The sequence below is a fragment of the Photobacterium sp. R1 genome, from assembly GCF_054600795.1.
Genome location: NZ_BAAHZP010000005.1, coordinates 268,357 through 289,666 on the forward strand (window position 1 = coordinate 268,357; position 21,310 = coordinate 289,666).

1 protein-coding gene is annotated in these 21,310 nt (G+C 54.5%); it reads left to right on the forward strand.

Going from position 1 to position 21,310, the window contains the following annotated elements:
* Window positions 1-234 precede the first annotated feature (234 nt).
* Window positions 235-21,309: a non-ribosomal peptide synthase/polyketide synthase gene (locus ACYP03_RS10970; protein WP_459779779.1), complete on the forward strand. Its 21,075-nt coding sequence runs from the start codon at window positions 235-237 to the stop codon at window positions 21,307-21,309.
* Window position 21,310 lies beyond the last annotated feature (1 nt).

Consider the following 21,310-nt stretch of genomic DNA (forward strand, 5'->3'; position numbering starts at 1 on the left):
TGTCTTCTATCACTTCTTGTTATTTAGACAAGTGAAATACTGTTTTCTACAATTTATCACGCTGTGTATGACGTGAGGAATCTCAGAAAATAATCGTGATACCACGTTTGTCATTTTTTGGATATATCTTATCCCACACTTCTTTTTCACATGTCTGTCAGTTGGCGCATCGTTGTTTGTATGCAGACCGGACGGTGAGTTCTATTGCGTATTGACAAAATGATAGGGAATATAATGAACAATCAGGAACAAATAAATGGGAATGAAAGTCAGTCTCAATTTTTAACCATTCCAGAAAAAAATGAGCTGCATGAATTAACGACGGCTCAGCATGAACTTTGGTTAAGTGAACGCATGTCTGAAAATCAACCCTTTAATATTTGGGGTTACGGCACGATAGAAGGGCCTTTGAATATTGCGTTATTGCGTCAGGCCGTAGAGGCGATTATTCATGATACACCTGCCATGCAAGCTCATTTTGTTGAAAAAGAGGGTGAACTTTATCAATATCGTGCGATATCAACCACTGAACATTTAAAATTCTATGATTTCAGTGCCAGTACGTCGCCATTCGAAAGTGCATTGGCCTGGATGCAAAATGATGCCGATAAAATCGTATCCGCACTGGATCCGGATTTATACCATTTCGCCGTACTGACATTAGCGCCGGAAAAGTTTATTTTTTATCGCCGTACGCACCACATGCTGATTGATGGTTTGAGTGGTGGTGAGTTTTCTCGTCGGATTGTCCTTTATTACAATGCACTGGCTTCCAATTCGCCGACACCAGAGTTTGATAACCGTGGTTTTACCTGTTTGTCTGAAAACGATAAAAAATACCAGTCTTCCACCAGACTCAGTAAAGACAGCCAGTTTTGGAAGAATTACATTGCTTCTGCCCCGCATACGCTGACCCGAAAAGAAAAGCCGGTCCAATATTCCGCAATGAACAGCAGTCTGCATGTTCTCGGTCAGGAAGCTTTGGATCAAATTGACCAATGCGCATCACAGATTGGCGTACACCGTGCCCATATTTTTGCAACCGCCGTGGCTGCTTGTTTTTACAGTATCACTGGCGAAACCGCACTGAACTTTAGTTTGCCTGTGACCGGGACACTTGAAAGAAACAGCATTGGTATGACTGCGAATGTGGTACCACTGATTCTGCAGATCAACCCTGAGGAAACGCTGGCCGGTTTTACCCGGCAGGTGACGGCAGAAATGGGGAAAGTGGTTCGCCGTCAATTATATCGCGGAGAAGATATCCGCCGTCAGAGAGACACAGCAGATGCATCCTGGTTCGGCCCGGCAATCAATATCGTGTCTTTTGATAACGGAGACAGTTTCTGGCAGTGCAAAACCCGCTGGCATTACGGCGGTAATATTTCGGTCAGTGATTTGCAGATTCTGTTTTTTGAAGATCGGCAGGCGCAGGCAATGGATGTGATGTTTGTCGATGCCCCCCATATTCATTCAAAAGCGCAGCTTGAAAATCTTCAGCAGCGCTTTCAGTTTATTCTTCAGGCATGTTGGCGTCAGCCAGATATCACGCTCGGGGATTTGACGCAAATTGCCGCTGAAAAAGACCCGGCAATCATTCATGACAACTTTTATGTTTTCCGCCGTGATCCTGATGCGGGCGGTGTACTGCGTTGGGATCAGCCTGCCAAGGATTTGGAACGTCTGTTTTATGCGATTGCGCATCCGTCTCATGGATGTCCGCTGAAACTGGCATTGCCTGATCGCGTGGTTGGGATAGGTCATTTGACTGTGAGCGAGGAAGTGCACAAAGCAGCCCCGGGGACTTTGCTGCATATCGATGACCAAGGGTGGGATATTGCAACGTCGCAGGGCATCGCGCGTATTGGCGGCTGGTTCAGTGCATCGGGCGCAATCAGTTCCGGGATGGAACTTGCCCGTCAGTTCCATTTGGAAGTTGGGCATCGCTTGCCAGTTCTGACGAAAGCACAAGCCTCCCGACTTGCTGAACTCTTTGCCAAAGGTGCCAGTTACGCGTCTTTCTGGGATTCGCGACTGAAACAACCCATGTTATCTGCATTCCCGGCGCATCGAAGGGCGGCTCAGACAGCAGTAGACTGGCAAACCACGGCATGGATGCCAACGGGCCATACGGCCTTATCGACATTTTTGAGCGCGGTAGCGGTTTACATTGCCCGGATGGGGGCGCAAACCGATTTTCAGATTGGCTGGTTGCAACGTAAAACCAACAGCCTTCTGCCCGATGCTGTGTTGCCAGTACAAATTTCTCTGGATATGACCCAGACCTTTACCTGTACGCAGCAACTGCTGAAGGGTGAATGTGAGCGGGTGATGGCGCATCTCCCATTTCATCCAGAATTACATGCACTGATCACGCAAACCACACAATGGCCATTTGCGGTTGAGTTGATTTCCGATATTTCATCCGCCCCTGAAAGCGCACGCCATGTCAGCACTTTGTTCCAGATTGATAAAAACGGAGAGACATTCCGCTGGGTTTATGATCAGTCGGTACAGAGTTCGCAGCACATTGATACCTTCAGTAAGCATTTACGCGACTTTCTGGAGCAGGCCCGTATCCATCCTGAATTGTCTGTCGGAACATTGAGTTTACTGGATGTAAAAGAGCGCCACATCTTGCTGGAGGAGATGAATCGCACTGCCATTGATTTCCCGGCAGTGGACGGTGTTCATACGCTGTTTGAAGCGCAGGTCAGACAAACCCCCGATGCAATTGCGGTGTGCTGCGGAGATACCGCATTCAGTTTTGCTGAACTGAATCACCGGGCAAACCGTCTTGCCAGTGAGCTTTTGACGCGTGGTGTTCAGGCTGAAACCCGGGTTGCTGTCTGTGCCGCCCGGGGACCGAACCTGATTGTCGCTTTACTTGCTGTTCTGAAAGCGGGCGGGGCGTATGTGCCGCTCGATCCGGCATATCCCGGTGAACGGCTGACTTATATTCTGCACGACTGCCAGCCGGTGCTTTTGCTGGCCGATTCAACAGGCCGGTCTGCTCTGGGTGAACAAGAGATTCCGGTACTGGATCTGGAAGCCCCGTTAACTGCCACGTTGTCTGCTGAAAATCTTGAGATACAGGTGCAGCCAGACCAACTGGTTTACGTCGTTTATACCTCGGGTTCAACCGGTCAGCCCAAAGGGGTCATGGTTGAACATCATCAGTTACGAAATCTGATTGGTTGGCATGGTGAGGCAACCGGGCTGAAAGCCGGAGACTACACGACCTGTATGGCCGGATTGGGCTTCGACGCCTGCGTCTGGGAAATCTGGCCGTCATTGTCTCTGGGGGCCACGCTGCTGATGCCACCGCCTCAGGTCTCGGGTGACAGCGATGCGTTACTCAATTGGTGGCGTCGCAGTGAAGCACAAGTGTCTTTTATGGTGACGCCGCTTGCAGAGATTGCACTGGCGGACGGGACGTTACCGCCCGCACTGAACATGCTGCTGATTGGCGGAGACAGCATCCGTCGCTGGCCGCAGGCCTTATCGGAAGGGCTGACGCTTCTGAATAACTACGGCCCGACGGAAACCACGGTTGTCGCGACGTCAGGAAATCCGGAGACAGGTGCGGCTGTTCCTTCGATTGGTCGTCCAATTTCGAATACACGGATTTATGTGCTGGATGAGCACAGGCAGCCCGTTCCGTTTGGCGCGATTGGTGAATTATATGTTGGTGGCGTACAGGTTGCCCGGGGCTATCTGAATCAGCCTGAACTGACTGCCGAACGTTTCCTGGATGATCCGTTTTATCCGGGGGGACGGATGTACCGGACCGGGGATCTGGTCCGGTATCTAGACGATGGCAGTCTTGAATACCTCGGACGGAACGATCAACAGGTCAAAATTCGGGGGTTCCGGATTGAACTGGGAGAAATTGAGGCGCAGCTGGGCGCTCATCCCGCAGTCCGCGATGTGGTGGTTGATGCCCCGGATGACCAGAGCGGCGAGAAACGACTGGTTGCCTGGGTGGTACCGACCGCGACTTGTGACTGGCTGAGCTTAACTGCAGAATTCAGTGAGTTTCTGGCGGAGCGCTTGCCCGGCTATATGATCCCAACCGCTTATATTCGTCTGGACGCATTGCCGCTGTCTCCGAACGGCAAGCTGGACCGGCGAGCACTGCCTGTGCCGGAACTGAATACGGGGGGCCGAACCGAGTATGTTGCACCGCAGGGTGAAACAGAACAATTACTGGCAAAGATCTGGCAGGAAATCCTGGGCATCGAACGTATTGGCCGTCAGGACAATTTCTTTGAACTGGGCGGGCATTCACTGCTGGTGGTGAAACTGATGGCGAAGCTGAGAAGCGCCGGACTGACAACGGATTTACCGGCCTTATTTGCGGCGCCGACCTTGTCAGCACTGGCTCAGACGCTGAACACACAACATGACGTGATCGTGCCGGAAAATCAGATCCGGCCAGACAGTCAGCAGATTACGCCAGCGATGCTACCTCTGGCTGAGCTGAGTCAGCCAGCGATTGATGCCGTCGTTCAGAAAGTCCCGGGCGGTGTCGCCAACGTCCAGGACATCTACGCCTTGTCTCCTTTGCAGGAAGGGATCTTTTTCCATCATTTGCTGGCAGAAAAGGGTGATCCTTATCTGTTGTCAGCGACATTGCGTTTTGAAAACCGGGCTCGTCTGGATGCCTGGCTGAACGCCATGCAGCAGGTTGTGAACCGTCACGATATTTTGCGCACTGCGTTTGTTGGATCCGGAGCCGCATCACCGGTTCAGGTGGTCTGGCGTCAGGCCGACTTTCAGGTGGCAGAGCTGGATCTTGACCCCGCAGACGGGCCTGTCAGTACACAGCTGGAATCACGTTATGATCCCCGCCATACCCGTCTGGATCTGACGCAGGCGCCATTGCTGCATTTCGTGGTTGCGGAAGATACGGACGGCAGCTGGTGCGTCCTGCAACAATGGCATCACCTGATCGGTGACCATTCCACACTGGCTTTTATGGTCGATGAAGTTCGGACGATGATGGCAGGCCATCAGAAGACACTGAGCCGCCCGCAACCTTTCCGGAATGCAGTTGCGCAGGCAAGACTGGGTGTCAGCGAAAGCGAATATAAGGCATTTTTCCGCAAGATGCTGGCTGATATTTCAGAACCGGTGCTGCCTTTTGGGCTGGGCAATGTTCACAGTGATGGTCATCAAGTTAATGAAGCCCGTCTGGCAATAACGCCGGAACTGAATCAGGCGTTGCGTTATCAGGCCAAACGGCTGGGCATCAGTCTGGCCAGTTTGTGTCATCTGGCCTGGGGTCAGGTACTGGCGAGAACCTGCGGACAGGACACTGTGGTTTTCGGGACCGTTTTACTGGGACGGATGCAGGCCGGGGAAGGTGCCGACAGCGCAATGGGTCTCTTTATTAATACCTTGCCTCTGCGTATGGACCTCGACAGCCGGAGTATTGAAGAAGCTGCGCGTCAGGCACATCAGAACCTGAGCGGGTTGCTTGCCCATGAACATGCATCGCTGGCGCTCGCACAAAGTTGCAGCGGCGTGACGGCGGGAGCTCCGTTGTTCAGTGCATTGCTCAATTATCGCCATAACGAAGGTGAAAATCTGCCGTTGCCGGACGGAGTGAGTCTGGTCAGTGCCAATGAGCGGACAAATTATCCGTTTGTCCTCTGTGTCGACGACGGCATGGATTCACTGTCCTTAACAGCGCAGGTGATTCATCCGATCGAAGCGTCGCGTGTTTGTGGTTATATGCAGCAAACGCTGGGTGCACTGGTCAATGCTCTGGCGCAGACGCCGGATATTCCGGCCTATGAGTTGTCAATTTTGCCTGACGATGAGTTTGATCTGCTGGTGAACCGCTGGAATGTCACAGCGCAGAATGACGTTCAGCCAGCCTGTCTGCATCACCGGTTTGAGGCGCAGGCGGCCCGGACGCCAGAGGCGATTGCGCTGGTGTACCAGCAGAAAACCGTGACTTACGGTCAACTGAATTTCGAGGCTAATTTGCTGTCGCATGATCTGATTACGCGCGGCGTCGGTCCGGGCAGTCTGGTTGCCCTCTGTACCGAGCGCGGGCCGAATACAATCGTCGCGATTCTGGCAATTCTCAAAGCTGGCGGGGCCTATGTGCCGCTGGATCCGGCTTATTCCGGTGAACGTCTGAATTACATTCTGCAGGATGCTGAGCCAGTACTGATTTTGGCCGATGAAGCCGGTCAAGCGGCGGTTGGAGAGCAACATGTGCCGCTGTTTGCGTTGGGTCAGTCACTGGAAGGCAGTCGTCAGAACCCGCAGGTCGCAGGTTTAACGCCTGCCCATCTGGCTTATGTGATTTATACATCCGGTTCAACCGGCAAACCGAAAGGGGTGATGGTCGAACATCGTCAGGTTGACCGGTTGTTCCATGCCACACATGCCGATTTTGACTTCCGTGCCGATGACGTCTGGTGTTTGTTTCATTCCTATGCTTTTGACTTTTCTGTCTGGGAAATCTGGGGCGCATTACGACATGGCGGACAGCTGGTGATCGTTCCGCAGGCAACGGCTCGTTCGGCGACAGATTTTTACCAGTTGATCTGTCAGACCGGTGTGACCGTGCTGAATCAGACCCCAAGTGCCTTCAAGGCGTTTATTCAGGCCCAGGATGAGACTTCCCACCAACTGAAAACCATTATTTTTGGTGGTGAAATGCTGAATCCGGCGGATCTGGCACTCTGGTACGCACGCAATGCTGTTGATGCACCGCAACTGGTAAATATGTACGGCATTACGGAAACAACGGTGCATGTGACTTACCGTGCGATGTCCCCGGCAGATATTGAAAACACGGGCAGCCCGATCGGACATCGAATTTCGGATCTTCGCCTCTATCTGCTTGACCCTTACGGCCAGCCAGTGCCATTGGGCGCCGTGGGAGAAATGTATGTCGGTGGCGAAGGGGTAGCCCGCGGTTATCTGAACCGGCCGGAGCTCAATGCAGAACGGTTCCTGGATGACCCGTTCCATCCGGGCAGCCGTTTATACCGTTCCGGGGATTTGGCCCGCTATTTACCAAATGGTGAGCTGGAATATCTGGGACGAAACGATCAGCAGGTGAAAATCCGGGGTTTCCGGATCGAGTGTGGTGAGGTGGAAGCTGCAATTCAGGCGCATGAACTGGTGACCAGCGTGGCCGTTGATGCATGGCAGTCGCCGGATGGCGACAAGCGGCTGGTGGCCTGGATTGTCCCGCATCCGAATGCTGACCAGGGTCAGTTCTCGGCTCAAATCCGAGATGCACTGGGAGATCGCCTGCCGGACTACATGATTCCGGCATCTTATGTCCTGCTGGACATCTTGCCTCTCACGAACAATGGCAAGCTGGATAAGCGTGCTTTACCGGCACCGGAAAATGCAGCCGGGATCCGTCAGGCCTATGAACCACCGAAAGGGGAGAAAGAACAATTGCTGGCCCGGTTGTGGGGAGAAGTCCTGAAAATTGATACGGTCGGTCGTCAGGATAACTTTTTTGCACTGGGCGGGCATTCACTCTTAGCCGTACAACTGGCAAACCGCATGGAACAGGCCGGGTGGAAACTGCCGCTGGCTGCGCTGTTCGCCAAACCCGTGCTGCATGCACAGGCTGAGCAACTGGAAAGCCTTCAGCATGCAATTGTCCAGTCGATTGAACCGGTTCACAGAGAGAGCAAACTGCCGTTGTCGTCTGCGCAGCAGCGTTTGTGGTTCCTGGAGCAACTGGAAGGAAGCAGCGGAATCTACCATATTCCGCTGTTGCTGGAGCTGCAGGGAGATCTCAACACATCTGCATTTGAACAAAGTCTGGATGCACTCTATGAACGCCATGAAGCTTTACGGAGTACTTTTGTCGCGACAAACGGTCAGCCGGAAGTCCGGATTCTGCCGGTTTCGCCGATGCCACTGACATGGCATGACCTGCGTGCTGATCAAGACAGTGAATCGAAGGCAATGGCTCAGGCCTCTCAGGTGATCGGCCAGCCCTTTGATCTGGCATCCGGCCCTGTCGTGTGCGCGCATCTCTGGCAACTGGCGGACGACAGATGTCTGTTCCTGTTGCTTTGCCATCACATTGTGTCAGATGGCTGGTCGGTTAAAAACATCCTGCAAGACCTGAGTGTGCTGTACGGGGCATTCAGCCAGCAACAGGTGAATCCTTTACCGCCACTGAAATTGCAGTACGTGGATTATGCGAACTGGCAACAGGTGCACCTGAATCCGGCACGGCTTGAACAACAGACGCAATTCTGGCGGGAAACGTTAGGTGAAGCCCCGACACATCTGACATTGCCAACCGACAGGCCCCATCCGCCGGTGCAATCCTTTGCCGGTGCACAGATCCCCGTCGTGTTCAGTGATGAACTGACAGCGTCGCTGCGTCAGTTCAGTGAACAGCACAACCTCTCGGTGTTTATGACGGTGCTGACCGCTTGGGGAATCGTGCTGTCTCGGCTTGCCGGGCAGCCGGAAGTCGTCATCGGGATCCCTGAGGCCAATCGGCGACAATTGGAGGTTGAGCCGCTGGTCGGATTCTTTGTCAGTACACTGGCCCTGCATCTGGATCTGCGTGACGATCCGACTGTCGCTGATTTACTGACCCGGGTAAAAACGGTGGTACTTGCTGCGCGAGAAAACAATGATGTGTCTTTTGAACAGGTGGTGGAAGCCATCAATCCGCCAAGAATGCTGGACAGAACACCCTTGTTTCAGGTGATGCTGGCCTGGCAGGACGGTTCAGTCCGGAATATTTCTGTTCCAGGTCTTCAGGTAAAAGAAACAAATCTGGTTCATGACACAGCCCGGTATGAACTGACGCTGGAACTGGCTGAGCAGGGCAATCAGATTCAAGGGATGCTCAATTACGCAACCGCGCTGTTTGATGCCTCTACCGTTGAGCGTTTTGGCGGCTATTTGCGTGAGGTGCTTCTGGCGATGGTGTCTGATGCGGCGCAGCCTGCATCGCAACTCAATCTGATGCCAGATACTGAGCGGATGTGGTTACTGGATGGTTTAAATCAAACCGAACGTCATTATCCGGTTGATGTGACCCTGCAGCAATTGTTTGAAGCGCAGGTGTCCCGTTCACCCGAAGCAATTGCACTGGTTTGTGAAGAGGAGCGTCTGACGTACGCCGAGCTGAACGCGGCAGCTAACCAACTGGCTCATGTGCTGATTGCACGCGGTGTTGGTCCGGACAGCCGGGTGGCTGTCTGTGCTGAGCGAAGTGTGGCCATGGTCGTCGCCTTGTTCGGGGTCCTCAAAGCGGGCGGCGGTTATGTGCCGTTAGATCCTGCTTACCCGGGAGAGCGGCTTCAGTACATTCTGGAAGATGCTGATCCGGTGCTATTGTTGGCCGATGCTGCCGGTCGTCAGGCACTTGGCACACACAGCGTGCCTGTACTGGCTCTGGATGGCGCATATTCTTCGGATCTCAGCAGTCAGAATCCGTTATCACAATCGCAGGCCCATCATCTGGCTTACGTGATTTATACCTCGGGCTCGACCGGAAAACCGAAAGGGGCGATGAATGAGCACCGAGCGATCGTCAACCGGTTGATCTGGATGCAGGACACTTATGGTCTGACTGCAGAAGATACTGTATTACAGAAAACACCGTTTGGTTTTGATGTTTCGGTCTGGGAGTTTTTCTGGCCGTTGATTTATGGTGCGCGCCTGGTGATGGCGCGTCCTGAAGGCCATAAGGACCCGGATTATCTGAGTTGTGCCATCTTGCATGACAACGTCACGACGATGCATTTTGTTCCGTCTATGCTGCAAAGTTTTCTGGCATCTGAGGGAGCGACTGCGCGCTGTCAGCACGTTGTCCGGGTGATGTGCAGTGGTGAAGCGTTGCCTGCGAGTCTGGTGACGGAGTTTTATCGTCAGATGCCTCATGCAGAACTGCATAATCTTTATGGTCCGACGGAGGCCGCGATTGATGTCACGGCCTGGCATTGTACCCGCGAACCTGAGCTGGTGACCGTTCCGATCGGTCGTCCGGTGGCAAACACTCGCATTTATCTGCTGGATGAATACGGGCAACCTGTACCGCAGGGTGCAGCCGGTGAACTTTATATTGGTGGGGTTCAGGTGGCACGGGGCTATCTCAATCGTCCCGAACTGACCGCAGAACGGTTTCTGGCTGATCCGTTCCATTCCGGCGGGCGGATGTATCGTACCGGGGATCTGGCTCGATATCTGCCTGATGGCAACATTGAATATCTGGGCCGGAATGACCAGCAGGTGAAAATTCGCGGTTTCCGGATTGAGTGTGGCGAAATTGAAGCGGTCTTGTCGACTCATCCGGCGGTTCGTGAGGTGGTGGTTGATGCGCGTGCTGATGACCGTGGTGACAAACGGCTGGTGGCCTGGGTTGTGTGTGAAACAGGCACAGCGCTGGTGCCGGCCGACTTGCGGGATTTCCTGACGGGACGTTTACCGGAATATATGGTGCCTGTCACATGGACTGCGGTCGATGCATTGCCTTTGTCGCCAAACGGTAAACTGGATCGCCGGGCTTTACCTGAACCCAAAGAAAATCCTCAGGAACGTGCCAGCTATGAGGCACCACAGGGGCAGCAGGAAAGGCTGCTGGCCGACATCTGGGCAGAGGTGCTGGGTGTTGAACGTATTGGTCGTCAGGATAATTTCTTCGAACTGGGGGGCCATTCGCTGCTGGTGGTGAAGTTACTGGCAAAATTGCGCCGTTATGGACTGGTTGCGGAGATGAAAGCGTTGTTTTCTGCTCCGACTCTGGCTTCTCAGGCGGCAGCGCTGGCAACATTACACGATGTTCAGGTTCCAGAGAATCAGCTCACACCGGACACGAAGGCAATTACGCCAGAGCTGCTGCCTCTGGCCAGTCTGAATCAGCAGGAAATTGATCGTGTTGTGGCGACGGTTCCTGAGGGGCTCAGGAATATTCAGGATATTTATGGTCTGTCCCCCTTACAGGAAGGGATTTTGTTCCACCATCGGCTGAATGAGCTCGGTGATACCTATCTGCTGTCGGCGATGATGCGGTTTGAATCTCGTGCAACACTGGATGGCTGGTTAAATGCAATGCAGCAGGTGGTTGATCGTCATGACATCCTGCGCACCGCCTTTGTGAGTGCAGGGTTGTCGGAATCGGTTCAGGTGGTCTGGCGCAAAGCCAACTTGAAGGTTGATTTCCTCCAGCTGCGTTCAGAAGCGGATTCCGAACAGGGAGCAGAGGAGAGACCCCTTGCCTCACCCCTTGAAGCCCGCTTTGATTCGGCGCGGAACCGGATGGATCTGACCCGGGCGCCGCTGATGCGGTTTGCGGCTGCGCAAGACACAGACGGCAGTTGGTGTCTGTTGCAGCAATGGCATCACCTGATTGGGGATCACTCGACACTGGCATTGATGATGGAGGAAGTGAGGGCGATTCTGTCTGGCCGGGGCGCCGCATTGCTGCCAGCACAGCCTTTCCGTCATGCAGTGGCTCAGGCCCGGTTCGGAACGGGTGATCATGCAGCATTTTTCCGCGAAATGCTGGCGGATATCGACGAACCGACATTACCTTTTGGTCTGAGCGATGTTCAGGGCGGCGGCCGGACAATAAATGAAGCCAGTCTGAAACTGCCTGCTGAGCTGAACCGGAATTTACGTCAGCAAGCCCGGCGTCTGGGGGTCAGTCTGGCCAGCTTGTGTCATCTCGCCTGGGCGCAGGTTCTTGCCCGGATGACCGGACAGGATGCTGTGGTGTTCGGTACAGTACTGCTGGGCCGGATGCAGGCCGGGGAAGGCGCGGAACAGGCCATGGGACTGTTCATTAATACGCTGCCGCTGCGTCTGGATATCAATCAGAGGACAGTTGAAGCCGCTGTACACGAGGCGCATCAGAGACTCAGTGGATTGTTGCAGCATGAACATGCGTCACTGGCCGAAGCACAGCGCTGCTGTGGCATTATTCCCGGAATGCCTTTGTTCAGTGCCTTGCTGAACTACCGGCACAATGACGGCGATGAGCTGGAGCTGCCGGAAGGTGTCACGCTGCTGCATGTAGATGACCGGACCAACTACCCGTTTGTGATGTCTGTTGAAGACGGTGGTGATTCACTGGGACTGACGGCACAAATCAGTCAGCCAATTGAAGCCGGGCACATTTGCGGTTATATGGAGCAGACGCTGGCCTTACTGGTGCACGCTTTGTCGGAGACACCGGAGTTGCCGGTCAGTCAGCTGGATGTGATGCCCCCCAGTGAACTTCGTCTGTTACTGGAAACACTGAATCAGACACCCGCCCTCAATGCTGCGTCACTATGCCTGACACAGCGGTTCGAAGATCAGGTGGTGCAAACGCCTGAAGCGATTGCGCTGGTCTGTGGTGAGCAACGTCTGACCTATGCCGCGCTGAATACCGAAGCAAACCGGCTTGCTCATGTGTTAATTGAGCGGGGTGTTCAGCCGGAGAGCCGGGTTGCAATCTGTGCTGAACGCAGTCCGGCGTTGATCATCGGTTTGCTTGGCATTCTGAAAGCGGGCGGCGCTTATGTTCCGTTAGATCCGGCTTATTCTGGTGATCGTTTGCAGTACATCCTTGAAGACGCTGAGCCGGTCCTGTTACTGGCTGATGAAAAAGGGCGTACCGCACTGGGTGAGATAGAGCTGCTGCAGTTGCCGCTTGAACAAGCTTTTGACGGAGACAGCCGGAATCCGGAGGTGACCGGATTGACGCCCGCCAGTCTGGCTTATGTGATTTATACGTCGGGTTCCACTGGGAAACCGAAAGGTGTCATGGTTGAACACCGGCAGGTCGATCGCCTGTTCAGTGCGACTGAGACCGAATTTAGTTTTTGTGCAGATGATGTCTGGTGTCTTTTCCATTCGTTTGCATTTGATTTTTCGGTGTGGGAAATCTGGGGGGCATTGCGACACGGTGGCTGCCTGGTGGTTGTCCCTCAGGCGACAGCACGCTCGGCCCGGGATTTCTATTCGCTCATTTGCCGGCATGGCGTGACGGTTCTGAACCAGACGCCAAGTGCATTCAAAGCTTTCATTCAGGCCCAGGATGAAACGCCGCATCAGTTAAGAACCATCGTATTTGGCGGGGAAATGCTGAATCCGGCTGATCTGGCTCCCTGGTATGCCCGCAATCCGGCCGATGTAACGCAATTGGTCAATATGTATGGGATCACCGAAACAACTGTTCACGTCACTTACAGGGCAATGTCACCGGCTGATGTCCGGTCCAGCGGCAGCCCGATTGGCCGCCGGATCTCGGATCTGCGTGTGTATCTGCTGGATCCGCATGGTCAGCCGGTCCCGCACGGCGCCGTAGGTGAATTGTATGTGGGTGGTGAAGGGGTGGCCCGGGGCTATCTCAATCGTCCGGAACTGAATGCAGAACGTTTTCTGGATGATCCGTTCCATCCGGGCTGTCGCATGTATCGCTCTGGTGATTTAGCCCGTTATTTGCCAAATGGCGAGCTGGATTATCTGGGCCGGAATGATCATCAGGTGAAAATTCGTGGCTTCAGGATTGAATGCGGAGAAGTGGAAGCTGCAATTCTTGCGCACGAATCGGTTCTCAATGTTGCGGTGGATGCCTGGGAAGCGGTGGATGGCGACAAGCGTCTGGTAGCCTGGATTGTTCCCGGACCTCAGGCTGACTGCGAGGTGCTGGCAGGACAACTCCGTCAGTTCCTGGCGGGTCGCTTGCCGGATTACATGATGCCATCTTCTTATCTTTGGCTGGATGCGTTGCCGCTCACAACCAACGGCAAACTGGATAAACGTGCCTTGCCTGCGCCGGAAAGCGCAGCCGGGATCCGCGAATCCTACGAGTCACCCCGAGGTGAACGGGAAACGCTGCTGGCAACGCTGTGGGAATCTCTGCTGGGCATTGAAAAAGTTGGCCGCCAGGATAACTTCTTCGATCTTGGCGGACATTCGTTGCTGGCGGTACAGCTGGCAAACCGGGTAGAACAGGCCGGATGGCAACTCTCGCTGTCCGCATTGTTTGCTGCGCCGGTCCTTCATGCATTAGCTGAACAGATCCACCGGAATGAGGATGTTCATCAGTTACCGATTGTGCCGGTTTCCCGGGATGAAGTTTTGCCGCTGTCGTTTGCCCAGCAACGGCTGTGGTTCCTGAGCCAGATGGAAGGCAACAGTGAAACCTATCATATCCCGCTTGTTCTGGAACTGACCGGTGATCTGGATCCGGATGCATTCAGACAAAGCCTGGACGCGCTTTATGCACGGCATGAAAGTCTGCGTAGTGTGTTTGTCACGCAGGACGATCAGCCTCAGGTTCGTATTCTTCCGGTTGAACCGATGCCTTACGTTTGGCATGACCTGCGCACGGAAACGCTGAGCAATGGAAACCGAAACCGCGAGCTGGCCATGGCCCGGATTCGTCAGGTGATGGCTGCGCCGTTTGATCTGGAAAATGGCCCGCTCGTTGCTGCGCATCTCTGGCAGGTGACGGACCATGAATACCTGTTCCTGCTGGTTTGTCATCATATTGTCTCTGATGGTTGGTCGTCGAAGATCCTCTTGCAGGAACTGAGCGAGTTGTATGGCGCATTCCGCCAGCAACAGGCTAATCCATTACCGCCGCTGGCCTTGCAGTATGCGGATTATGCGCACTGGCAACGGGAACATCTCAGCCAGGAACGACTGGATGCACAGGCCAGCTTCTGGAAAGCGACACTGGGTGATGCCCCCGTACAGCTGACGCTGCCAACCGACAGACCCCGTCCGCCGGTGCAGTCTTTCGCCGGGGCGGAAGTACCCCTTGTGATTGATGCTGAGCTGACTCAGGCCTTGCGTCAGTTAAGCCAGCGTCAGGGAACATCCCTGTTTATGACCGTGCTCTCTGCCTGGGGGATTGTCCTCTCGCGTCTGGCCGGTCAGCAGGAAGTTGTGATTGGGATGCCGGATGCAAATCGTGGCCGTCTGGAAGTTGAACCGCTGGTGGGCTTCTTTGTCAGCACACTGGCCCTGCATATTGATCTGCGGGATGATCCGACATTGAGTGCATTGCTGACCCGGGTCAGACAGTCTGTCCTTGCCGCCCGTGAAAACAGCGATTTGCCGTTTGAGCAAGTGGTCGAAGTGATTAACCCGCCGCGACAGCTCGACAGAACACCGTTATTCCAGGTCATGCTGTCCTGGCAGGAGGGTTCGGTTCGTGACATCAGCTTACCGGAGCTGGCTGTTGCGGAGGCCGGTCTGGCCTATGATATTGCGAAGTTTGATCTGACGCTGGAACTGAGAGAAGCGGACAATCAGATCACGGGCGCTCTGAACTATGCGACCGCTTTGTTTGATGCCGGCACGGCCAACCGCTTCAGCGAGTATCTGAAAACTGTGCTTCAGGCGATGGTGACGGATTCTGCCATACCGGTTTCCCGTGTGGATCTGTTGCCGGAAGCAGAACGTAACCTATTACTCAATGACATGAACCAGACGGAGCGGGTGTATCCGAAGCATCAGGCAGTCCACCATCTGTTTGAAGCACAGGTGGGGCGCTCTCCTCAGTCACTCGCACTGGTTTGTGGCGATGAAGTACTGAGCTACGGCCAGCTGGACAGCCGGGCGAACCGACTGGCGCATGCCCTGATTGCCCGGGGTGTTGGCACAGAAAAACGAGTCGCTGTCTGCGCCGCACGCAAACCGGATATGGTTGTGGCTTTGCTGGCCGTGCTGAAAGCCGGTGGTGCCTATGTCCCGCTGGATCCGGCTTATCCCGGTGACCGCTTGAGTTATATTCTGAGCGACTGTGCTCCAACCCTGCTGCTGGCTGATTCCGTCGGCTGTAAAGCCATCGGTGATCAGACCCTGAGGGACATTGATGTGCCTGTGCTGTCACTGGATAAGCTCTTGTCGACACCTGTCTCTGTCGGTGCGCCATTGGTTGAGGTTCGTCCAGAGCATCTGGCCTATGTCGTCTACACCTCAGGTTCTACCGGACAGCCCAAAGGGGTGATGGTCGAGCACGGTCAGTTACTGAATCTGATTCACTGGCATGAAGAGGCGATCGGGCTGCAGGCGAGGGAGAAAACGACTTGCATGGCTGGCCTTGGCTTTGATGCCTGTGTCTGGGAGATCTGGCCGGCACTGTCGCTGGGTGCATCCTTGTTGCTGCCGCCACCTCAGGTTGCCGGGAACAGTGAAGCATTGCTGCACTGGTGGCAGCACAGTGGCGCACAGGTTTCCTTTATGGTGACGCCGCTGGCAGAAGTTGCGCTGGCAAATGGGATGGTGCCGCCTTCGTTACGTCAATTGCTGATCGGTGGTGACAGTCTCCGCCATTGGCCGCTGGAGGTACCTGAAGGGCTGATCGTAATGAACAACTATGGCCCGACAGAAACAACCGTCGTAGCAACGTCTGCGACGTTAGCGCTGGATGCGGCGGTGCCTTCCATCGGGCGACCCGTCAGCAATACCCGGATCTACCTGCTGGATGAAGCGGGTCTGCCAGTGCCTCGCGGCACAGTGGGAGAGCTGTACGTCGGTGGTCTTCAGGTGGCACGGGGCTATTTGAATCAGCCTGAACTGACGGCTGAGCTCTTCCTGGCAGATCCATTCCAACCGGGTGGGCGGATGTATCGTACCGGCGATATGGTGCGCTATCTGGCCGACGGCAGTCTGGAATATCTGGGCCGGAATGATCAGCAGGTGAAAATCCGTGGCTTCCGGATTGAACTGGGAGAAATCGAAACCCAGCTCGCAGCACATCCGGCATTGCGTGATGTGGCTGTGGATGCTTTGCCCGGAAGTAATGGCGAAAAACGGCTGGTGGCTTGGATTGTTCCGAAAGTCTTCGAACAAGAAGAGGACAATCAGGAAGCGAGTGTACAGACATCCCTGATCGAACAGCTACGACAGTTCCTGTCGGCACGTTTACCTGAATATATGATTCCGGCAGCCTTTGTCTGCATGCAGGCGTTGCCAATTTCCCCGAATGGTAAGCTGGATCGCCGTGCGCTCCCTGTGCCGGATGCTGATGCTGGCCGGGTGTATGAAGCGCCGCAGGGAGAAACGGAACGCCTGCTGGCTGGACTCTGGTCTGAAGTGCTCGGTGTGGAAGGTATTGGTCGTCATGACAATTTCTTTGAACTGGGCGGTCACTCGTTACTTGTGGTGAAACTGATGGCGGCACTGCGCCGGCACGGTCTTTCGGCTGGTGTGAACACGCTTTTCTCTTCACCCACGCTTGCGGCGCTGGCATCGGCGCTGGGTACCCAGCATGAGGTTCAGGTGCCGGAGAATCTGATCACGGCTGAAACAACTCACATCACTCCTGCGTTACTGCCACTGGCGAATCTGAGTCAGCAGGAAATTGATCAGGTGGTTGCCGGGGTTTCGGGCGGGGTCGGCAATGTGCAGGATATCTATGGTCTGTCGCCGTTGCAGGAAGGAATCCTTTTCCATCATCTGCTCAGTGAGCAAGGCGATACCTATCTGTTGTCTGCCATGCTGCAATTTGATAGTCGTACTCGCCTTGATGCCTGGCTGTCGGCCATGCAGCTTGTTGTGGACCGTCACGATATCCTGCGTTCAGCCTTTCTTAGTCAGGGATTGTCTGAGCCGGTTCAGGTTGTATGGCGCAAAGCAACATTGCCTGTCCGCGAACTGGCACTGGATCCGCAAGAAGGACCTGTGGCCGAACAGTTGATGGCGCAGTTTGACCCGCGCCATTCACGACTGGATCTGACACAGGCACCGCTCCTGAATCTGGTGATTGCAAAAGATGAACAGGGCCGGTGGCTGATGCTGCAACAATGGCATCATATGATCGGCGATCATTCCACTTCAGCACTGATTGAAAGCGAAGTGGCGGCGATTCTGGACGGGAAAGCGGATTCGCTCGCGATTGCACCGCCATACCGGAATGTGATTGCTCAGACTCGTCTGGGGATGAGTCAGGATGCCCATGAAGAATTCTTCCGGGAAATGCTGGCAGATATCGAGGAACCCGTGTTGCCGTTTGAGCTGAGTAACGTTCGGGGCGACGGCAAAGCCATTGCAACAGCACATTGTGTTGTGCCGGCTGAACTCAATGCAGCACTGCGGGAGCAGGCCCGTTATCTCGGGGTGAGTCTGGCAAGTCTGTGTCATCTGGCCTGGGCGCAGGTTCTTTCCCGTGTGACAGACAAAGCGGCGGTGGTGTTTGGTACCGTCTTACTGGGTCGGATGCAGGCCGGTGAGGGGGCTGATCAGGCGATGGGTCTCTTTATCAATACGCTGCCATTGCGTCTGAATATTGATGATCAGGATGTTGTGTCTGCGGTACGCCAGGCGCATCAGCGCTTAAGTGGCCTGCTGCTGCATGAGCATGCACCACTGGCTCTGGCGCAGCGTTGCAGCGGTATGGCTGCAGGGGCGCCACTGTTCAGTGCCTTGCTGAATTACCGGCATAACATGGGGGATGAACTGGTTCTGCCTGAAGGCGTTTCTCTGTTGAGTGCTGAGGAGCGGACCAATTACCCGTTTGTGATGTCGGTGGAAGATGGCGGAGATTCACTGGGTCTGACGGCTCAGATTAGTCAGCCAATTGAAGCGGAACGAATCTGTAGTTATATGGTTCAGGCACTGACGTCGCTGTCGCATGCATTGTCAGAAACACCGGCTTTGCCTGTGAGTTCACTGGAGATTCTGCCGGAGGCTGAATATCACCTGCAACTGGAAACCTGGAATCAGACAGTAACGGATTATCCGGCAGAGGATTGTGTTCATACCGTATTTGAACAGCAGGTCCGCAGACGGCCGAATGCGATTGCAGTCATTGATGGCCAGCAAAGGGTGAGTTATGCCGAACTGAATGGGATGGCAAACCAATTGGCGCATACGCTGATTGAACGGGGCGTTCAGCCCGGCGATCGTATTGCACTCAAGCTGGGCCGCAGTCTGGCACTGGTGGCTGCGCAACTGGCCGTTCTGAAAACAGGAGCGATGTTTGTTCCGGTGGATTCAAAACTGCCGGAAACGCGACAGGCCTGGATTCTCAGTGACAGTGGTGCCCGTCTTATCATCGCAGATAAGCCGGGGAATGATGCATTGCCGTATGTGTTCCCTGAAGAACGCAGCCAGCGGCGCGAGAATCCTGAGCTGGCTCTGCAAAGTACGAGCGCGGCTTATCTGATGTATACCTCGGGCTCAACCGGTCAGCCGAAAGGGGTCCTGGTGCCGCATCAGGGGATTACCCGTTTGGTCATCCACAACGGCTATGCAGATTTTGATGCATCGGAACGGATTGCTTTCTCATCGAACCCGGCCTTTGATGCCTCGACCATGGAAGTCTGGGCGCCGCTGTTGAATGGCGGTCAGGTGGTGGTGATCCCGCAGGAAGTTATCATGGATGCGCAGCTGCTTGCCCGGTCGCTGAAGGAACTTGAAATCACGACTTTGTTCCTGACGACAGCATTGTTCAACCAGTATGTTCACCTGATTGGTGAACCTTTGTCACAGCTCCGGCATCTGATTTCCGGTGGGGAGAAAGAAGAACCATCGGCTTACGAGTGCCTACTGAAACATCAGGGGCCTGTGAAAGTGATTCATGCTTATGGCCCGACGGAGGCAAGTGCGTATGCGACGACGGCTCATATTGAGCAAGTGAACGGCTGTGAACGGCTGCCGATTGGGAAGCCGGTTGGAAATACCCGGGTTTATGTGCTGAATCAGCAGGGTCAGGTGGTTCCCCGGGGAGCAATTGGTGAACTGTATGTTGGAGGAGTGGGGGTGGCCCTTGGCTACCTGAACCGTCCGGAACTTACCGCTGAGCGTTTCCTGCCGGATCCATTTCACGCGGGCACAACCATGTATCGTACCGGGGATCTGGTCCGGTATCTGCCAGATGGCAGTCTGGAGTATCAGGGACGGAATGACGGGCAGGTGAAAATCAGGGGTTTCCGGATTGAAATGGGTGAAATTGAAGCACAATTACTGTCACATCCTGCGGTTCGTGATGCGCTGGTGGATTTGCGAACACTGGGCGCTGAGCAACGTCTGGTAGCCTGGCTGACGCCAAGCGATGGTTTTAATAGTGATCGTGCAAAAACGCCGGAATCAGCTGAACTGAGGAAGTATCTGGCGGATCGTCTGCCGTCCTACATGCTGCCTTCAGCTTATATGTGGCTGGATCAATTGCCTCTGACACCAAACGGCAAGGTGGATCGCCGTGCATTGCCGAAGCCTGAAGGACTGACTGCAGTCAGTGATGACTATGTACCGCCAAGAAGCGAGACGGAAATGATCCTGGCACATATGTGGGGCGAGCTTCTGGGCATAGCGCAGGTCGGACGCCATGATCATTTCTTTGAGCTCGGCGGTCATTCACTGCTGGTGGTTCGTCAGGTGAGTATGGCGAAGCAGTACGGGCTGGAGATTTCGGTACAGGCAGTCTTCGACTATCCGGTGCTGTCGGATCTGGCTGAGTATCTTGACCGGAATCCGGGAGTGAAAGGCGCACGCAATGCTCTTCCCGCTCGCCGTGGCGGAACCCGTCAACCGCTGTTCTTTATGCCGACCGGTTTCGGGGATCATTCCTATGTGTATGAGTTCGCGAAGTCACTCCATGCGGATTATCCCGTGTATGCGGTGCCTTGGCCGGATATGTCAGCGCAGTTGCCGGAAAGTATGGCCATGATGGCGAAATCCTGTATCGAGATGATTCGTCAGGTGCAACCCAGCGGGCCGTATCATGTGTTCGGTTACTCCTCTGGGGGTGTGCTTGCGTATCAGGTGGCTGATATGCTGCAACGGGAAGGTGAACAGGTGGCGTGTTTGGGACTGCTTGACACCATGCGGCCTCAGGTTGCGATGGCAAGTATGACGCATCTGTTCATGAGCTGGCTGGAGAGTGAATATCCTGAGCTGGAAATGGTTCTGATGGACAGTCTGCGGGAAATGCCGTTGCAGCAAGTACTGATGACGCTGCAGAAGATGGGGGTTCGTACGTTGCTGGAAGATCCGCAACAGGAATTGTCGTTGTGGGAACGGCGCTATCACTTTGCGACGCTGGTAGAAGAGACAGCCATTACACCTTCTGGCCTGCCGGTACACTTGCTGAAAGCGAAGGAGGAAATGTCGCCGATCCGCAGTCAGGCGCTGGCTGAGTACTGGGCGCGGATCCAACCGTCAGGTTACAGCCGGAAGGATGATTCTGCATTGGGCTGGGAGCAGTATCTGCCTGCTGATTCACTGAATGTCACGCTGGTGGATGGCGATCATGCCAGCATGATGTCAGATTCAGATAACCGTCGCCGGTTAGGTGAGTGTCTGAATGTTCTGTTGCAGAAGATAGCAACGGAGGAGAACAGCACCCGATAAC

Coding starts and splice junctions, on each gene's coding strand:
- ACYP03_RS10970 (WP_459779779.1), top strand. CDS start 235: ATGAACAATCAGGAACAAATAAATGGGAATGAAAGTCAGTCTCAATTT.